The sequence below is a fragment of the Micromonospora sp. 067-2 genome (genome assembly GCF_046549295.1).
GTDB lineage: Bacteria > Actinomycetota > Actinomycetes > Mycobacteriales > Micromonosporaceae > Micromonospora.
In genome coordinates, this window is sequence record NZ_JAJPWB010000009.1 from 235,345 (window position 1) to 251,480 (window position 16,136).

Sequence of the window (16,136 nt, forward strand, 5' to 3'; positions counted from 1 at the left end):
TAGGGCCCGGCACCATGGGTCTGTTTCGAGCTGTGGCCAACGGCGATGACCGGTTTGCGCTGGCCGAGTTGCCACAGCCGGTGCCTGTGGCGACTTGAAGGTAAGCACGAGGGTGGCGATTTTCGAGCCGGTATCGTCTGCTTGGTGGGGACTGGCGACGTCGATGATCTCGACCGAGCGTTGGTACACGCGTTGCAGATCGATGGGCGGGCTCCCTTTCGGCGCATCGGGGAAGTACTGGGGGTTTCGGACCAGACGGTGGCACGCCGCTATGCGAGGCTGAAAGCCACGTCGGCGTTGCGCGTCGTGGGTCTTCTGGCACCCGAGGTTACGGGCGGGGCCCAGTGGGTGGTCCGGGTGCGGGCGATGCCGGAGGCTGCGGGGAAGGTCGCCGATGCCCTGGCTCGTCGTCGGGATACGAGCTGGGTGAGCCTGTGCTCGGGCGGTACCGAGATCGTGGCCGCCGTGGATGGCTACGGCGTCGATTCGCTGTTGCTGGACGTACTGCCGCGCACTCGCCAGGTTCTGGACGTGCAGGCCCAGCAGGTGTTGTCCCGGTTTTACGGCGGTGCTGGCTCACCGTTCACCAAGTATGGGCCGCTTGACGCATCCCAGGTGGCGCAGCTGGTCGAACACGTCCCGGCCGTCACGGCGTCTCCTTCTGGGCTGACCGAGGTCGACCGACGGATCGTCGAGACTCTGCGAAGCGACGGCCGGGCCAGTGTCGAGGACCTCGAAGCCGCCACCCACGCCTCGGCCAGCACTGTGCGACGGCGGCTTCAGGATCTGCGTGCCGCCGGAATTCTCCACTTCGACGTGGACGTCGACCATCTGCTGCTCAGTCCCGTCGTGTACTCCATGCTCTGGCTACAGGTGCGCGCCGACGGCCTGGTTTCCACCGGGCGGGCGCTGGCCAAGCACACCGAGGTCGCGTACGCCGCGGCCACGACCGGAACGGCCAACATGTTCGCGTACGTGGCTAGCCGCGACGCCGGCCACCTCTACCGCTATCTCAGCACCCACATCGCCGCCCTGCCGACCGTCGGCACGGTCGAGACAGTCCCGGTCCTGCGCCAGGTCAAAGCCGCCGTCACCCAGTACGCCGCCCGTCGCACCTGACGTCGAGATGCGTCATCCGGCCGCCACCGATGTCGATTCCACCCGCAACCGCCCCTCCGTCTCGATGCACCGCTTCTGCCCGCGTTTCACTGGCTGCAGAAGATCAACGCAGCGACTGGAGCGACTTATGGGAACGGTAGTGCTGGTGCACGGGGCGTGGAGCGACGGATCGGTCTGGGCAGGGGTGATCGAGGATCTGCAGCGCGACGGCCACGTCACGTACGCGGTCCAGCTGCCGGCCACCTCGCTGAACGACGACATCGCGTGGACGCGACGGCAGCTCGATTTGCTCGACGGGCCGGTGACTCTGGTCGGGCACTCCTCGGGCGGAATGGTGATCTCCGGCGCGGCGCTCGGCCACTCCAGGGTCGACTCGCTGGTCTTCGTCGCCGGCTACGTGCCCGACGAGGGCGAGTCGCTGATGACTCTCAACGACCGGGGTCAAACCATGCCCGGTGGGAACGCGATTCGATTCGTCGAGGACGGCTGGTCGACCATCGACCCGAACCTGTTCCACGACGCGCTCGCCGCCGACATCGCGCCGCAGACGGCCCAGGTACTCGCGGCTACCCAGAAGCCGACCCACCGTGCGTGTTTCACCGCCCCCGCGGGCCCCGGCGCCTGGCATGACCTCCCCACCTCCTACGTCGTGTCGGCCGCCGACCGCATCCTCGACCCGGCCCTGCAACGGCAACTCGCCGTACGCGCGAACGCCGTGACCACCGAACTGCCCGCACATCACCTGTCCCCGGTCTCGCACCCGCGCGAGGTCGCCGACGTCATCCGCGGCGCACTCCGAAAGTGATGAGGAGACCCATGAACACCACCACGGTCGACGTCCACGCCCATGCGCTGATCCCAGAAGCCGAAGGCCTCATGGGGGGTGAACCCGCGTTGGCGGTCGCCCAGGCGTCCGAGGCCCGCGCCGCCGGGACAACCTCGGCAGAGGCCAACCGGCGGCAGGTCACCGCCCTCTACGGCGCGCTCACCAACCCCGCGCACCGCCTCGCCGCGATGGACACCGCAGGCATCGACGTCCAGCTCGTCAGTCCCCTGCCGGTGCAGCATGAGTGGGCCGACTCCGCCCTGTCTGTCCGGTACAGCCGCGCCGTCAACAACGGCATCGCCACCCACTGCTCGCACGCGCCGGAACGCCTACACGGCCTCGGCGCCGCGCCGCTGCACCACCCCGACCTTGCCGCCGACAGCCTCCGCGAGGCCATCAACCTGGGACTGCGCGGAGTCCAGATCTCCTCGCACGCGGGCCCGGCGGAACTCAGCGATCCCGCGCTCGACGACTTCTGGGCGTGCGCCGAGGAGCTCGACGCGATCGTCTTCATCCACCCCTGGGGCTGCAGCCTTGGTGATCGTCTCAACGCTGGATACCTCTCCAACACCATCGGCAACCCCATCGAGACGACCGTCGCGCTCAGCCGGCTGATCCTCGACGGCACCCTCGACCGGCACCCCCGGCTGCGGCTGCTCGCCGCCCACGGCGGTGGCTATCTGCCCGCGGGGATCGCCCGCCTGGATCACGCCTGGCACGCTCGGGCCGACGCGCGGACCTGCAGGCAACCGCCCAGTGCCTATCTGCGCAGGCTCTGGTTCGACTCGCTGGTGTACGCGCCAGCGGCTCTACGCGCACTGATCGACGCCGTGGGAGCCGACCGCGTAGCCATGGGCACCGACTATCCGTTTGATATGGGTGTCTCGGATCCGCTGGAACGGCTTACCGCAGCCGACCTGAGCCACGACCACGCGGAACTTCTCGGCGGCACCACGGCACACCACCTGCTGAACCTTCACCCGAACAGCCACAATCACGGAGACACACATGGGATACGAACCTGATCTCTGGCATGAACTCTTCATCATGGCCGGCGGCGCCTCGGCCGCCCTCGCCGGACTGATCTTCGTCGCGGTGTCTCTCAACCACGAACACGTCCTGCGGCACACCGTGCTGCCGGCGCTCGCCGCGCAGACGCTGAGCATCCTCATCGGACTCGTCCTGCTATGCGTCATCGGCCTGACCCCCGGTCAGTCCCGCGTCCTGCTCGGCAGCGAGATCCTCGTCGTCGGCATCGCCCTCACCTCGGCGGTACTCATCTCCGTCTTCCGCAGTCACTCCGCGGAACAGAAGCTCAGATGGCACCTCAGCCGGGTAAGCCTCGGCGCCGTCGCGACTATCCCGGCCGTCATCGCCGGAGCCTCCCTCGTCGTCGAAGCCGGCGGAGGGCTGTACTGGCTGACGCTGGAGATCGTAGCGGGGTTGGTTGTCGCCACCTACTACGCCTGGATCCTTCTCATCGAAATTCGCCGATAGATTATCGGCGGCAGTTGGTCTAGCGTATTCCGAGCTGACCCGACGGAAAGCCCTCAGCTCTTAACAGTTCGAGAACCTTGCGAAACTGCGGTCAATCTCTCCTCGGCACACTCGTCTAGGTGGTTGATCCGCCAGTGGTAAGGGACGCCTGCGCCTCGGCCATCCAGCTGGCCAGTATGGGCAGCACCCGCGCCGTGGGTGAGTCGGGTTCGACGGTGTAGACGACCAGGCGTTGCTCGGGGTCGTGCGGGCCGATGACGGACTCGATGCCGAAGCTGAGTGGTCCGACCGTCGGGTGGGCCACGTGCTTGGTCACCGAGGAACGGAAGGTGACCCGCTGGTCGTCCCACCACTGCGCGACGTCGGGATCGCCGCGGCGCAGCTCCTGCACCAAATCGACGAGTCGACGATCGTCGGGGTGGCGTCCCACCTCGTAGCGCAGCGCCCCGACCGCGGCGGCGGCGAAGTCGGGCCAGTTCACGATCCGCACCCGCGCGTCGGGGTCCAGGAACAGCCACCGCGCGAACGACGACCCCGGCTCCAGAGCGGGCCCCAGCACCGCGCTCAACAGCCCATTGCGCGCCAGGACCTGCGAACGGCGCCCCAGCAGCAGCACCGGAACATGGCTCAGCACCCCCATCAGGCGCAGCATCCCCGGGTCGGGTCGTTGAGCGACCTCCGGCCCCGCCCACCGCCGGTTCGAGGTCGGGGCGGCCAGATCCCGCAGATGGGCGGACTCGATCTCGTCCAACTGCAGCGCCCGCGACAACGCCCGCACCACCTCATCGGTGACGGTGTGCTGGCGTCCCTGTTCCAGGCGGCTGTAGTGATCCGGGCTCAACCCGGCGAGCACGGCGAGTTCTTCCTTGCGCAGACCCGGCACCCGCCGCGCGCCGGGGAACGCCTCGATACCGGCCTGGGCGGGGGTCAGGCGGTCACGCCGAGACCGCAGGAACGCCCCCAGGGCAGCACGATCAGCAGGCACTCTGGCAGTGTAGGAGCGGACCGTGATGCGCGCCTGGTCATGCCGTGACCAGGCATAACGCGCCCTGGTGCGGGCAGCGCGCCTACCGTGAGGATGGTGACCATGACCTCCACCGAGACTCTCGCCGAGCAGACCCGCACCGTCCTGATCACCGGCTCCACCAGCGGCATCGGTGCCGCCACCGCCCGGACGCTGGCCGCGCAGGGATGGCGCGTCGTCGTCACCGGCCGCGATCAGACTCGCGGTGCCGCCGTCGTCGCCGACATCGAGGGCAGCGGTGGACACGCCGTGTTCGTCGCCTCCGACCTGACCAGCCCACCCGAGGTGCTGCGGGAGTTCGCCCGGGTCGTCGTCGAGGCCGCCGGCGGGCGACTGGACGCAGTGGTCCACAACGCCGCCCTCTGCCCGGCCGTCGACACCGTAAGCCTCACCGACACCGACCTGGAAGCCACGCTCGCGGTAAACGTCCGCGCCCCCCACGTCCTCACCGCCGCACTGGCCCCGGCAATGGCCGAACGCGGTCACGGCGCGATCGTCGTCATCGGTTCCTGGATGGCCCACGTCGGGCACCCCATCGTCGGGCTGTACTCCGCGACCAAGGCCGCCGAGATCCAACTCGCCCGCAGCTGGGCTGCGGAGTTCGGCCCCCGCGGTGTGCGGGTCAACACCGTCTCCCCCGGGGCAACGCGTACCCCGATCAACGCATCCGACGGCGACGTCATCGCTCAGATGACCGCCGGCACTCCCGCCGGACGCCCCGGGACCCCCGACGAAATCGCCGACGCGGTGGCGTGGTTGCTCTCGGAGCGCGCCGGTTACGTCCAGGGCGCGGAGATCGCTGTCGACGGAGGCATCACGGCGACCCGCTCCGGCTGAGTCCAGCCGTGCAGGCTGATGGACGGCAGCGCTGATCACCTACCGAGCACCCGACCGTTTTCATTCTCATCCCGCGGGCACGCACGGTGCCAACTCGGACACCATGCCCGCAGCCCGCGTCGCACACGTTCACCGGCATCGGCGCGGCGCCCCAGCGGGTGGGGTTGGCCGGTGAGGGCTGCCGGAGCGGTGGCGACGGCGTGCAGGTCAGCTTGATGTAGGTGGTGGCGGCGGGTCCTCGGCTGTCGGTGTGTCCGGCGTAGGCCCGGGCTACCCCGTAGCCGAAGTGCCGCTCGACCCAGGTGAGGGTGGTGTGGCGTAGCCAGTGGGTGGAGATGCCGCGGGCGGCGACCCACGGTAGCTGCCGTCCGATGCGGTTCCACAGAAGGTCGTAGCGGCGGTAGGTGGTGGGTTGCCGTTGCGGTAGCGCAGCAGCGCATCAGTCGGTGCGACGGCGCCGCGGGCTCGGGCGTAGTCGCTCAACCGGCTGGCGAGCATCGGTGTGATGGGCTGCCAGCGTTGCGTGCCGCCCTTCTCGCGCAACCGGATCAGCGCGTGGTCGGTGTCCAAGTCGACCAGGCGTAGCGCGAGTGTGCCGCTGCGCCGGTAGGCCGTTTCGGTGTGCAGACGCAGCAGCAGAGCGTCGAGGACGATGTCTTTGCCGCCGCTGCGCGCGGCGGCGTTGATATCGGACAGTTCGCCAGGGGTGAGAGCGCGGCGGGTGTTGGGCAGCCGACGAGGTTTGCGGACCCGATGGGCCGGGCTGTCCACGACGGTCAGGTAGCCGTCGGCAATGGCGCGGTTATAAAAGGCCCGGGCGGCGGCGACGAGGTGCTCACCGGCAAGCCTGCCGTTGCGGGAGTTGCGGCGAGGGCGGGCGCCGGCGGCGGCCTGTCGCATGAGGGCTTCGAGGTCGCTGGCAGACACCACGTCAATACGCCGCTCCCCCAGGGCTACTGCCATTCGGCACCAGGAGCTGCCGTATGTGCGCCGCGTGCCTGGGCTGGCGGCAGCTTCAACAATGGGCAGGTATTCGGCGACTGTTGGCACCGAAGGCGTATCGGGACCCGTGAGATCAGTGGGGCTGAGCCCAAGGTACTTCAGCAGGGCGGGGGCGGTGGTCACGCGGTCGGGGTCAGCGTTCATCGGGACTCTCCGAGGATGCGGGCGTGCGGGCCCGCCAGGTCTGCGGCGACAGTGTTTGGAGGTTGCACGATTATCAGATCCCGACCCGGGAAGGCGCCCAGGAGCACCAGATCGCCCGGAGTGATGCCGCAGAAGTGGCGGACGGCGGCCGGCAGCGGCAGTTCCTCTCGGGTGCCCACGACGTGCGCACCGTCTGGCGCTGGCGTGATGACCACGGCGGCGTGCACCACGTCAACGTGCAGGGCGAGGCCGGGTGTCCAGCCCAGGGCCGCAGCAGCGGGCGGCGGTGACCGTGGCCCGCCGCGTCAGGGCGGGCCACGTCGAACAGAACATGGTCGCCTGCCCGGACCGCAGGTGGCGGCAGTGTCGGCGGGGACGCCGGCTCCGGCAGCATGACCGGTAACGGAGTGGGGATGAGCGCTTCGACGGGTGCTCAACATCCCAGCGCTGAAGGCGACGTCCGCGACTCATCGCTGCCACCAGCACAGTCGCACGAGCATCAGCTCAGGCGGAACAGCCCCCGATGTTCGCTAGGAACATGGATGCTCCGTGCCTTCGTCTGGAGACTCGCAGAGATCGGTTGATCTCTCGCCAATCTCCACGAATACCGGTGTCCGAGGGGAGATTCGAACACTTGTACGTATCACCTGTGCGCCATTCAGGGTGCGCATGCTCATAGGTTACGGCACGGCCGGGATTGGCTCAAGCCGGTGCCAGCATTGCTGAGCGTAAGCATGAGGGCGACCAAGCAGGAGCATCCGCTGATGCCCGTCGGCTCGGGCAACACCTCTCTGGACCGCTTCATTTAAAACGCGGGCAAGCCGTCATCAAGCAGTTGCCGCCCAGACGCCTCCGGTCCGCTGAAATTGACCGTGCGCCGCCTGATTGGCGATCCCTCGGATGCGTCTACCCACTCTTCTCATTGAGCAACGATTCAAGTTGTCGGAGGACAGTTGCCCGGTCCATGTTGGGCGGCAACTCGATCCGCAGACTGATCCCTGCCCCCTCGACCGTCAACACGGCCGGCTCTCGGTGATGACGAAGGCGCCAGTTACGTAGCGCGGTGACCAAGGCATCGAGCTGTGGCTGCAAGGTGGCCAGTGTGGCAAGGTTTGCCAGCACGGCGACGCCCTCGATCGCCAAAGTTATTGCGCCCCCGTCACGGACTCCTTCATAGGAAAGATCAAGATCGTCGATCACTTCGCGCGGCAGCAGTAGCTTGACGCTGGTCACTGTTCTCCTCTGACGAGTGAAGCGATCCTGTCTTGAACCGTCGGTTCGAGTTCTGGCAACGACGTCGAGGCGATCGCGCCACTGAAATACCCCTGCACATGGTGGATACCAAGCCGAAAGATCTCGTGCAGGCTGATCGGCGCATCGTCGTCGAATCCCTCGACGATAACGGTCCTCGGCTGTCCCGTCTGCCCCTGATCGCTGGCGTAACGGGCGACTCGCGTCACGAGCGTGAGTTCCTCCAACGCCAAGGGGTGGTGCAGTATTGCCCGATCGACCTTGATCTGGGTCAGTGGCAGCTCGGCCATCCTCGCCACCGATGCGTAGCCGACCCCGAAGTCGTCAACCGCGAAGCTGATCCGTAGCTCTCTTGCGAGCCTCGTGAGCCGGTTGTGGAAGTAGACGAGGGGCTCCTGTGGCCATCGCTCGCCCGGCTCCGGAGTGATCGGGTCCTGCTCCGAGATCTCCAGGGTGAGGGTCCGAGGATTCAAGCCCGCCTCGCCCAGGGCTTTGTTCACGTGATGTAAGTACGCGTCACTGAGAAGCGAGCGAACCGCCACGTTGACCGAGAGCGGTTTGGTTCCCTGCCGTCCGGTGGCGGCATCGGCCTCGGCGTAGGAGTGGATCGACTTGGCCACGAGAATGGAGTCGCGCTCCACGACGAAACGGTCACCCCAGTCGTGCGCCATCCGGAGCGTGGACCAGGGAGCGCGACGATCACGTTCGTGGCGCCGGGCCAGCGCCTCGAAACTCTGGACACTGACACCTGTTGCACGCTGGTCCAATTCGACCACCGGCTCGAACACCATGACGATCGACCCGATGAGCTGCTGGTACAGGCTGAAGGCATCGTCGTACAGCTTGATCGGCAGTCGACCGAACGAGGTACGCAGGGCAGTCAGGACGGTCATCTCCGCCTGCACCGGGTCGGCGACCGGATCCGTGCCCCAGACCGCCCGGAGCATCACCGCCAGCGGTTCTCCCATGTCGAGTTGAGCAGGGGCCGGGTCGACCACGGCAAGAGTGAGGGTACGGTCGCCCTCGATCGACAGGGGCACGCAGAGCATTCGGCGGCTGACGCCGTGGGAGACGACGTATCCCGGCGTCGCCCTCGGGTGCTTTGCACCGTCGGCAGCGGCGATCTCCAGCATCGGCGACAACGTATCCTTGTCGAACTGCGCCGTTTGGTCGACGATTCTGAAGTTGCCGCTGACGAACTGCACCACCGCGGCCGATTCCGCGTCGAGCGCATGCCGGACGAACTCGACTCGTCCATCGCGTCCACCCTGAGGTGCCTGAGGCGCCGAGCGCACGCCCGTGCGGAACAGCCGATCCAGCAGCTGCCGGATCGAGCTGGTCTGGTCCTCAAGCGGGTTGAGGCACGGGCGTAAGATGCCCGGATTCGCTGGACTGTTGAGAGCCTGGCGATCGTGCCGGGACACGGGTGGTTGAGTGAGTATCGTGGTGGCCCCGTAGACGTGCGCGGTGTGCACCGGTGGCGGCTCCATGCCCTGCGCGGCTACGAATGTCGCCATCCGCGCGAACGAGACCCGCCCCATCTCATCGCCGGCCGCGCCCCGCAAGGCCCGCAACACGTGGTGGGTCAACGTTCCGTGCCCGTACTCGGGCATCTCCCGAGTTATCGATTCGCTGGGGCAGGCAAGTAGGGCGTTGTGGCGAGGGCGGTCCACCGCCTCTGCGTACGACAGCAGAACCTTGGCGTTACGTCGGTCCGCCTCGGCGTAAGCCCCTGCGTGACAGCAGTCGAGCACCAAGAACGAGGCACCTGCGAAGGCGTCGAAGATGTCTCGTTTGAGGAAGGACATCCGTAGGCCATGGTCGGGCTCCCGGGCGAGCGTTCCCGGATCGAGATCAGCCGTTACCAAGTAGGCGTCGAGCTGGTCACTCCACTGCGGGACCAGCGTGTGGCCGGCGAAATAGACGAATAGCACGTCCGATGGCTCTGATTTTAGCGCCAGGTCGCGGAGAAACACCTTTATCTGGCGCCAGCCGGCATCTGGGCCGACGAACATCTTCACCGCGCCGTCGTCAAAGGTGCCGATTTCCTGGTCCAGCAGCACGTCGCGCACGGCAAGCACATCGCTCTCGGCAAACCGGAGCGCCGGTAGCTGCAAGTCGAGGCCGCACTGGTCGACCCCGATAAGGACCGCCCACCGTCTGCTCGGTGCCATCAACCCCCCAAGACGTCCCACCGCCAGTGACAGCATGAGTTTGATTCGACGCTCCGAGTGACCCTATCGAGAACCCAGTGCGCACACCGCCCTGAGTGGTAGGTCAGATTTCCGTCATGTAGCTGCGGCGCTGCCACGCGTACCGTCGGTCGTCCAGCCGCGGTCGGCTGCGCTCCTAGCGCCGGAGGCACCCAGCCTTCCCGCCTTGCCCCCGGGCTTGGGCCATACCTGACGCAATCCCGCCACCGGGTTCGGCGACACCGGCTGACTCGTCAGACCAGCCCGGCCACGAGCCAGGCCAACACTCCGAGCACCAGAAGTCGGATCGACCACGTGACATAGGCGAACTTGCGACTCGCCACCATGTGCGCCGCCCAGACGTGTCCCGCCAGCATCCTGGCGGTGGCGTCTTCATCGACTGTGGTTGCCAACCAAACGTCTACGAATCCCTGGCTGTTGCGTCCGTAACGCTCGGCTACGTACGCGAAGTGGTACAGAGGCTCCGACGCAGCCGCCTGTCGTCGCGGCATCAGCGTATGCAACGCGAGGAGCGCACTCGCCGCGGCCGCTACCGCGGAGAACACCGGGAGCACCGGCGACCAGGCCGGACCCGTCACGGTCAGGGAGTCCTGGCCGGACCACAGGCTGCCGCCCAGGAGCCCGGCGGCTGCAAGGACCGCAGCCGCCTTCACGTCGGCGAAACGGATCGTCTCGTGTAGTTGTTGGAGGGCGTTCCATCCCGCTTCGCTCTGCAAACCGGAGGACCGGAGCGTCCCCGTCACGACTCGACTCGGTCACTCGGGTTCCCCAGCTGGCTGGCGAGGTCCGTGCGGTCGAAGCTACGGAACACTCGGTCGAGCTGGCTGATTAGGTGCCGGCGCTCGTCTGCATTGAGCCCGGCGACAAACTTTCCGATGAGCACACCGATTGGGTCCTCCTCGACTTGCGGGGACGCGGTCACACGCTCATCACCGCCAAGTTGAGCGGCGATCGTATCGAAGAGAGGGTCCGTCATGGACCGAAGATCGGCCGGGTGGTGGAGATGCCAGTACATCCGAGCTATGTCCGGCCTGCCGAAGATTTCGTCACGCAGCCACCGAAGCTGACGCAGTTCGTCTCCCCGACGCTGCTTCTCCAGGGTCGCGCGTCGCTCGGCCTCCTCCCATGCGGTGGTAGCGGCAAGCGCCTCGGGAGACACGGTGATCCGGACACGCAGATGAGTGAGGACCAGACTGGTCTGCGGCACGGCAATCTCGGTGATGCCCCTGACATTGATTAGATCAGCCAGGTGGCTCGCAACCGTGACGCGCCGGGGGGCAGCCCACCGGGCGAGGTGGTCCCAGGCAAAGGCACGAACCTTGGCCTCGGCCTCCGGCTCACGTCCCCGCCACTCAATGGTCACCACCGCCTGAAAATTCGCGCCGGGCAGAGCGCTAGCCAGCGTGGCCTCGAACGTGTGTGACGGGGCCGGGAAGGGGGGGTGCTTCTCATTCCCGGACGTCCACTCCCGGGAGAGACCCCGCAAGAGATCACGCATCTTATGCTCCTACGGTGAGCGGATCGACTTGGTGCAGGCTCTCGACGATGTGGTCGCGCACGTCACGCCGATCCGGGCTGATCACGTCGTGATCGACCGGCTGCCACGCGAACGTCAGCTTGGAGAGGCGCACGAGACGGCGGGTCCCGCCGTCCCCACGACGCACCACGTCCCCGAGGAACTCGACAATCCGGATCCGACTAGCGGCGGACGAGAGCGCCGCGTCGAGCAGACTCTCGCCGAACTCCCTACGGACGTCATCGACCTCGATCTGATCGAAGAGTCGGGCCACGACCCCGACGAGCCCGATGCGCGACAACTCGTCATGCCAGGTCAGCAACACCGGATGAGCCTCACTGCAGGCGAGCGCTGCGAACACGGCCCAAGCCGCTTTCGTACGACCACCAGGTTCGCCTTCGGACCAGTTGGTAACCGCCTCGACGATCCGAGGGCGTAGCCGGGGTATCTCCCAGAGCCGGCTCACCGCAGTCACGATCGCATCCCGGACCACCGGAGAATCACGGTGGGCGATGTGGCTCAGACGGGTCAGCGACACCCGGGGATAGAGCCGGGCGAGTTCACCTGAGCAGACCTCGGCGATGGTGCAGAGGGACTGGTCACTCGCACGCTCCAAGCGCGACCAGCGGTAGAGCAGGCTCCGCACGTCAGCTCCCACCTCATCGCTCATGGCGCTGGCCGTCAGGGCCTGCACCACGTGGGGCCGCAGATTCGGCCGTCCGGTCCAGCGATTCAGCCACACCAGCGGGCGGGTGTCCCGGCTCCGCAACACGATGGCCACCAGATTCCCGACAATCCGCTCGGCCAGCCGGGTCTGCCGATTGTCGTTTCGCCGTAACGGCAGGTCCATGGCCCACTCCCACAGCTTCTTGTGAAACCAGGCAGAGCGATCACCGTGCAGAAAGGTCAGTACTGCCGCGCCGTAGTTCGCCCGCTCGAACCGGAGCCCACCGTCCACCACTTCGGCTTTGATCTCGCTCATCAGCGCCCGTAGTCCGACTTCCGCGAGCCCGTCGGAGCGGGCGGAGGGCAAGTCACCGAGGGTCCGCCCGAGCGAGTTAACCGCGTCCAGCACCTCTGCCGGTGGCTCTCCCTCGAGCAGGGCGGCTGCGACGAGGAACAGCCGATGCCGGACACTCTCGGCTCCGCTGAACCAGTTGGCCAGGACGTCGTCCCAGTCACCGTAGGCCCCGCACACCTCCTCGACGAGCTTCGTCACGTCATGCTCGGGATGGTTACGGAGGGCGGTCACGATGATCCCGGTAAGCCGCATAGCGTCCATTACCGTGGCTCGGGTCAACAAGTCGCCGATGGCAGGATTCCCGATGATGGCGGAAGCGTCGACGGCGTGCACTGCGCACTCGCGACGTACCACCTCCGCAACCTCTGGGGGCGGGACCTCAAAGAGGGTGACGGTCCCGACGCCGCCGGCGACGGCCCAGACGGCTGGGGTCGCCGCGACCACCAGATTCGCGTCCAGGGTCGCCAGGTGCGCGGCGTGGGCCTGCAACCGGCGGCCCAGGTCGGGACTCACCCGTTCCCGCTGGTCCGGCAGGCACAACAGGTATGTCACCCCCCGTTCCGCCGGAAGCTCCGCCGCAGCGAACGGGCGTCCCCGCTCCTCATCGATCAGAATTTCCTCCAATCGCCGCCCCGCCTGGCTCGACTCGTACAGCAGCGCGACCGCGGCGGTCCGCAGCCCGGAGTTGGCCGGGCCCAGCACCACCACCCATGGCTGGTCGCCGACGAGGCGGGATGCGGCGGCTCGGTCGAGAGTGAGATCCTGGCCCTGGCTGGCCAGTCGGTAGCTGCGTGGCGCGAGTGACCGCACTACCTGTTCGACATAGGCCCGTAGCAGATGGTGCCGGCGAATGGCTTCGTTGATCAGCTTGTTCTCGACGAAGGTCTGATGCACTCCGCCGTGCACGGTGCCGCCGGTGATCACCTGCCCGACGTTGATGCCGCTGACAGCCTCCGGGTAGAGGTCCTCCTCGAGCCGGTCGTCCTCGGCGAGAGCCACAGTCTCTTCGGGGCTCACGATCGGCTCCCGAGGGAGTTACCGCCGAAGGACTGGTGCATTCCGCCGTGCACGGTCCCACCCCCGACCACCTGCCCGTAGTTGGTGCCCACCGGCTGCTGCGACGGCCGGTTGGCGAGCCCTGGCGGGGACTGAGACTCCGATGTGGGTTCCGCTTCGTTCGTCCGGCCCACCGGCCAGGCGCCCGACGGGGTGGGTAGGTGCAGCCACGCACGCTGCGCGAACGCCTTGCCCTCCACCCGGGCCTCCACGTCGACGAAGTGGTCCGGGTGCAGACCGGAGTAACCAGCACTGATCACGTCGTGGAAGACCCGGTCCGAGACGATCATGGCAACTAGGGTGATGCGCGGTTTGGCTTCCGTGAGCGCGCTCTTGACCACCCCGGAGTCCAGTAGTCGGTGCGTCTCGTTACGTGCTGTCCCATTGCCCCCCTGCCCCACTGCCGCCGGGTCAGTCGGCAGGGGACCCACGTGCAGGCTCACCCGCAACCGCAGAGGCTCCTCCCCCGGGTGTTGGCGCCGGTGGTCGTCCAGACGATTCTGGAGCATGGCCGGAAAGGGATGGACGAGATACGGGAGTATCCGGGTGGGCAAGCCCACGGCCAGGCCGTCCCCGGTTGGGCCGTAGAATTCGGGACTCGACCACTCCGCGTCCAACCCGGCATCCCGCATCGCGTCCCCTACGAGCCGGTGAATGGTGCGGGAGACGTTCTCGTGCGTGCAGCCGGGCAGGTCTGTGAAGCCCTTCGCGTCGACCGCCAACACCGCGCGGTACGGCGGTAGCGGGCGGGACTGCTCGAACGGGGGTGACTGCTCCATGTCGCGTTCCCTTCGCAGGCGGCCGAATGAAGGCAATCGTGTCCGGCCCGCTTGGGTAGCGCTGCCCACCACTGTGCACAGCAGAGGTGACGCGGTTATCAATCACTGCGTCATCCGGCCTGCCGGTGCAGTGCATCGACGTCGAGGATCGATACCCGCATGCGATGGGTGTCCAGCACGCCTTCGGCGCGGAGAACCCCGAGCGCGAGGACGACGGCGTTCCGGGACGCGCCGATTAGCTCTGCCAGATCCTGTTGCGGCAACTCGAAGGCGCGTTGGCCACCGGCGGCGTCAGCCGTCACGTAGAGCCGGAGCAGTGCCCGGGCTAGGCGCTGCCGTACCGGAAGGATGGCGATCTCGGTCCGCTGGACGTCAGACTGTCGGAGGCGGTTGACGATATACTGGGCGTAGGCGGCGGTGACGGAGGGTCGCTCGATGAACCGTTTGAAACTCGCCCCTGAGACCACCCGGACCACCATGGGGGTCAGCGTCGAAACCGTTCCGGAGCGGCGGCCACCGTCCATCACAGCCAGGTCGCCCACGACGTCGCCAGCCCCGCGAATCGTCAGGATCGCGCTCTTACCTGCTGCTTCGCCACGAACTACCTTGACCGCGCCGCTAAGGATCACGTAAGCGTGCTCCCCCTCGTCGCCCTGTCGGAATAACGGGTAGTCGGCGGCCATGAGGCACCGGGAGCCGAGCGAGCACATCGTGGCCCAGTCGGTTGTCGAAAGAAATGAAGCGAGACCGCCACTGCTGGCGAACAGGTCGTCAACGTCCACGCACAGAAGGTAACGAGTAGATTCCCTTCGGCCTACCCTCGAGCTGGCCCCTCCGCCCGAAACTGCGGCATCACGCTGAGGCGGCGCCGAAGTTCCGCCGGACTGGCCGGAGGCAGTCAGTCGCCGGCGCCGAGGGCGGCGGGACCGCCCAACCTGCTCAGGGAGGTGGCGGCCCGTGACATAGACGAGAGGCGGTGCGGTGCCCCTCCGGAACACACCGACAAAGGGCAGCCGCCATCACAATGCGACCGGCAGGGGCCAAATACGCCCGGCGGTCTCCAGCCTCGGCCGTCCGTTCGTCAAACCTCGCGCCGCATCGTGGCTCGCGGCCACCGATCCAACCCGTGCGCGGCCTCGCCGGCGCGGACGGCCCGCAGGCCCGGGGTCAGTTCCGAGTCGTCCAGCTGGCGGAAGCCGCATCGTCCGTAGTATGGGCCGTTCCAGACCACCTCGGTGAAGGTGGCAAGGGTCAGCGCCCGGGCACCGCGCTCGCGCGCCCAGTCGCCGAGATGCTCAATCAACTAGCGGCCGAGCCCCTCCCCGCAGTAGCACGGATGCACGGAGACCTGCTCGATGTGTGCGTCGTCGCCGATGATGTCCGCGATCAGGTAAGCGACCGGGTAATCATTCCGATCGACGCTTACCCACGCCCGGCCGTCCTTTTGGAAGGTCCGCAGCGTCTCGATCGACGGCGGTTCGTCATCTGCGACGAACGCCATGTCGATGTCGGCGAACGCCTTCCCGGCGGCGCGCTCGATGTCCCGGAGGGCCGGCAGGTCCTCCTGCCTGGCTAACCTGATCATGACCATTCTTCCGGGGGTACGGCACCAGTGGTGGGACCCACAGTCTGAGCGGTCACCAGCTATTCTGCGATGTCCGGCAGGACCAGCTTGTAGTGGCCAGCTGTGACCGCTTATGTTGCCCTGGCGCTGTTTCAACGTCCCCTGCAGTCGAGCGAACGTTGCGCTGCGCACCCACACTGAGCTGCAAGTCAGCTTGGAAATGGCTCAATGCCTGTGGTGATCAACCGACAGAGTTTCGGCTATCGCGGTGACGGTGTTGGCGTGGG

Annotated in this window: 17 protein-coding genes; 6 read left to right on the top strand and 11 right to left on the bottom strand. The window is 67.1% G+C overall.

All coding sequences use genetic code 11. The features are described from left to right. The first annotated feature begins 144 nt into the window (after positions 1 to 144). From ACLJN9_RS22730 to ACLJN9_RS22745, 4 genes are all read left to right on the top strand, one after another. Positions 145 to 1,119 (top strand): Lrp/AsnC family transcriptional regulator, encoded by a 975-nt coding sequence (locus ACLJN9_RS22730; RefSeq protein ID WP_410813514.1) that lies wholly within the window; start codon positions 145 to 147, stop codon positions 1,117 to 1,119. A 127-nt stretch (positions 1,120 to 1,246) separates the two neighbouring features. Next, complete coding sequence (locus ACLJN9_RS22735) at positions 1,247 to 1,924, top strand: alpha/beta fold hydrolase (RefSeq protein WP_410813515.1); 678 nt, start codon at positions 1,247 to 1,249, stop codon at positions 1,922 to 1,924. Between the two features lie 11 nt (positions 1,925 to 1,935). Then, on the top strand, positions 1,936 to 2,970 hold the full coding sequence (locus tag ACLJN9_RS22740) for an amidohydrolase family protein (protein WP_410813516.1): 1,035 nt from the start codon (positions 1,936 to 1,938) through the stop codon (positions 2,968 to 2,970). A gap of 22 nt (positions 2,971 to 2,992) precedes the next feature. Continuing rightward, positions 2,993 to 3,442, top strand: coding sequence for a hypothetical protein (locus tag ACLJN9_RS22745; RefSeq protein WP_410813517.1), 450 nt, complete (start codon positions 2,993 to 2,995; stop codon positions 3,440 to 3,442). 115 nt (positions 3,443 to 3,557) lie between these two features. On the opposite strand, the gene ACLJN9_RS22750 is transcribed toward ACLJN9_RS22745, so the two are convergent. Further along, positions 3,558 to 4,427, bottom strand: coding sequence for a helix-turn-helix transcriptional regulator (locus ACLJN9_RS22750; RefSeq protein WP_410813518.1), 870 nt, complete (start codon positions 4,425 to 4,427; stop codon positions 3,558 to 3,560). A gap of 102 nt (positions 4,428 to 4,529) precedes the next feature. On the opposite strand from ACLJN9_RS22750, the gene ACLJN9_RS22755 reads away from it, so the two are divergent. Further along, positions 4,530 to 5,303, top strand: a complete 774-nt coding sequence (locus tag ACLJN9_RS22755; RefSeq protein ID WP_410813519.1) for an SDR family NAD(P)-dependent oxidoreductase — start codon at positions 4,530 to 4,532, stop codon at positions 5,301 to 5,303. Positions 5,304 to 5,573: 270 nt separating this feature from the next. Here the strand turns inward: ACLJN9_RS22755 and ACLJN9_RS22760 are convergent, their stop codons facing one another. Beyond that, positions 5,574 to 6,449, bottom strand: coding sequence for a tyrosine-type recombinase/integrase (locus ACLJN9_RS22760; RefSeq protein ID WP_410813520.1), 876 nt, complete (start codon positions 6,447 to 6,449; stop codon positions 5,574 to 5,576). 23 nt (positions 6,450 to 6,472) lie between these two features. Here ACLJN9_RS22760 and ACLJN9_RS22765 point away from each other — a divergent pair, with 23 nt between their 5' ends. Continuing rightward, positions 6,473 to 6,739: a hypothetical protein gene (locus tag ACLJN9_RS22765; RefSeq protein WP_410813521.1), complete on the top strand. Its 267-nt coding sequence runs from the start codon at positions 6,473 to 6,475 to the stop codon at positions 6,737 to 6,739. 616 nt (positions 6,740 to 7,355) lie between these two features. Here the strand turns inward: ACLJN9_RS22765 and ACLJN9_RS22770 are convergent. From ACLJN9_RS22770 to ACLJN9_RS22810, 9 genes are all read right to left on the bottom strand, one after another. Next, positions 7,356 to 7,682, bottom strand: coding sequence for a hypothetical protein (locus ACLJN9_RS22770; protein WP_410813522.1), 327 nt, complete (start codon positions 7,680 to 7,682; stop codon positions 7,356 to 7,358). After that, the gene (locus ACLJN9_RS22775) at positions 7,679 to 9,910 is read right to left on the bottom strand and encodes an EAL domain-containing protein (protein WP_410813523.1); all 2,232 of its coding nucleotides are present in this window, start codon (positions 9,908 to 9,910) and stop codon (positions 7,679 to 7,681) included. The genes ACLJN9_RS22770 and ACLJN9_RS22775 overlap by 4 nt, the downstream gene beginning before the upstream one ends. Positions 9,911 to 10,146: 236 nt before the next feature. After that, the gene (locus ACLJN9_RS22780) at positions 10,147 to 10,656 is read right to left on the bottom strand and encodes a Pycsar system effector family protein (protein ID WP_410813524.1); all 510 of its coding nucleotides are present in this window, start codon (positions 10,654 to 10,656) and stop codon (positions 10,147 to 10,149) included. Then, complete coding sequence (locus ACLJN9_RS22785; protein WP_410813525.1) at positions 10,653 to 11,411, bottom strand: hypothetical protein; 759 nt, start codon at positions 11,409 to 11,411, stop codon at positions 10,653 to 10,655. Before ACLJN9_RS22785 ends, ACLJN9_RS22780 begins: the two co-directional genes overlap by 4 nt. Before the next feature lies 1 nt (position 11,412). After that, on the bottom strand, positions 11,413 to 13,467 hold the full coding sequence (locus ACLJN9_RS22790) for a hypothetical protein (protein ID WP_410813526.1): 2,055 nt from the start codon (positions 13,465 to 13,467) through the stop codon (positions 11,413 to 11,415). After that, entirely contained in the window at positions 13,464 to 14,285 is an 822-nt protein-coding gene (locus tag ACLJN9_RS22795) for a hypothetical protein (RefSeq protein WP_410813527.1), read from the bottom strand. Before ACLJN9_RS22795 ends, ACLJN9_RS22790 begins: the two co-directional genes overlap by 4 nt. Before the next feature lie 110 nt (positions 14,286 to 14,395). Then, on the bottom strand, positions 14,396 to 15,067 hold the full coding sequence (locus ACLJN9_RS22800) for a Crp/Fnr family transcriptional regulator (protein WP_410813528.1): 672 nt from the start codon (positions 15,065 to 15,067) through the stop codon (positions 14,396 to 14,398). A gap of 299 nt (positions 15,068 to 15,366) precedes the next feature. Then, entirely contained in the window at positions 15,367 to 15,588 is a 222-nt protein-coding gene (locus ACLJN9_RS22805) for a hypothetical protein (RefSeq protein ID WP_410813529.1), read from the bottom strand. Further along, positions 15,589 to 15,876, bottom strand: coding sequence for a GNAT family N-acetyltransferase (locus tag ACLJN9_RS22810; RefSeq protein WP_410813530.1), 288 nt, complete (start codon positions 15,874 to 15,876; stop codon positions 15,589 to 15,591). Between the last annotated feature and the right edge of the window lie 260 nt (positions 15,877 to 16,136).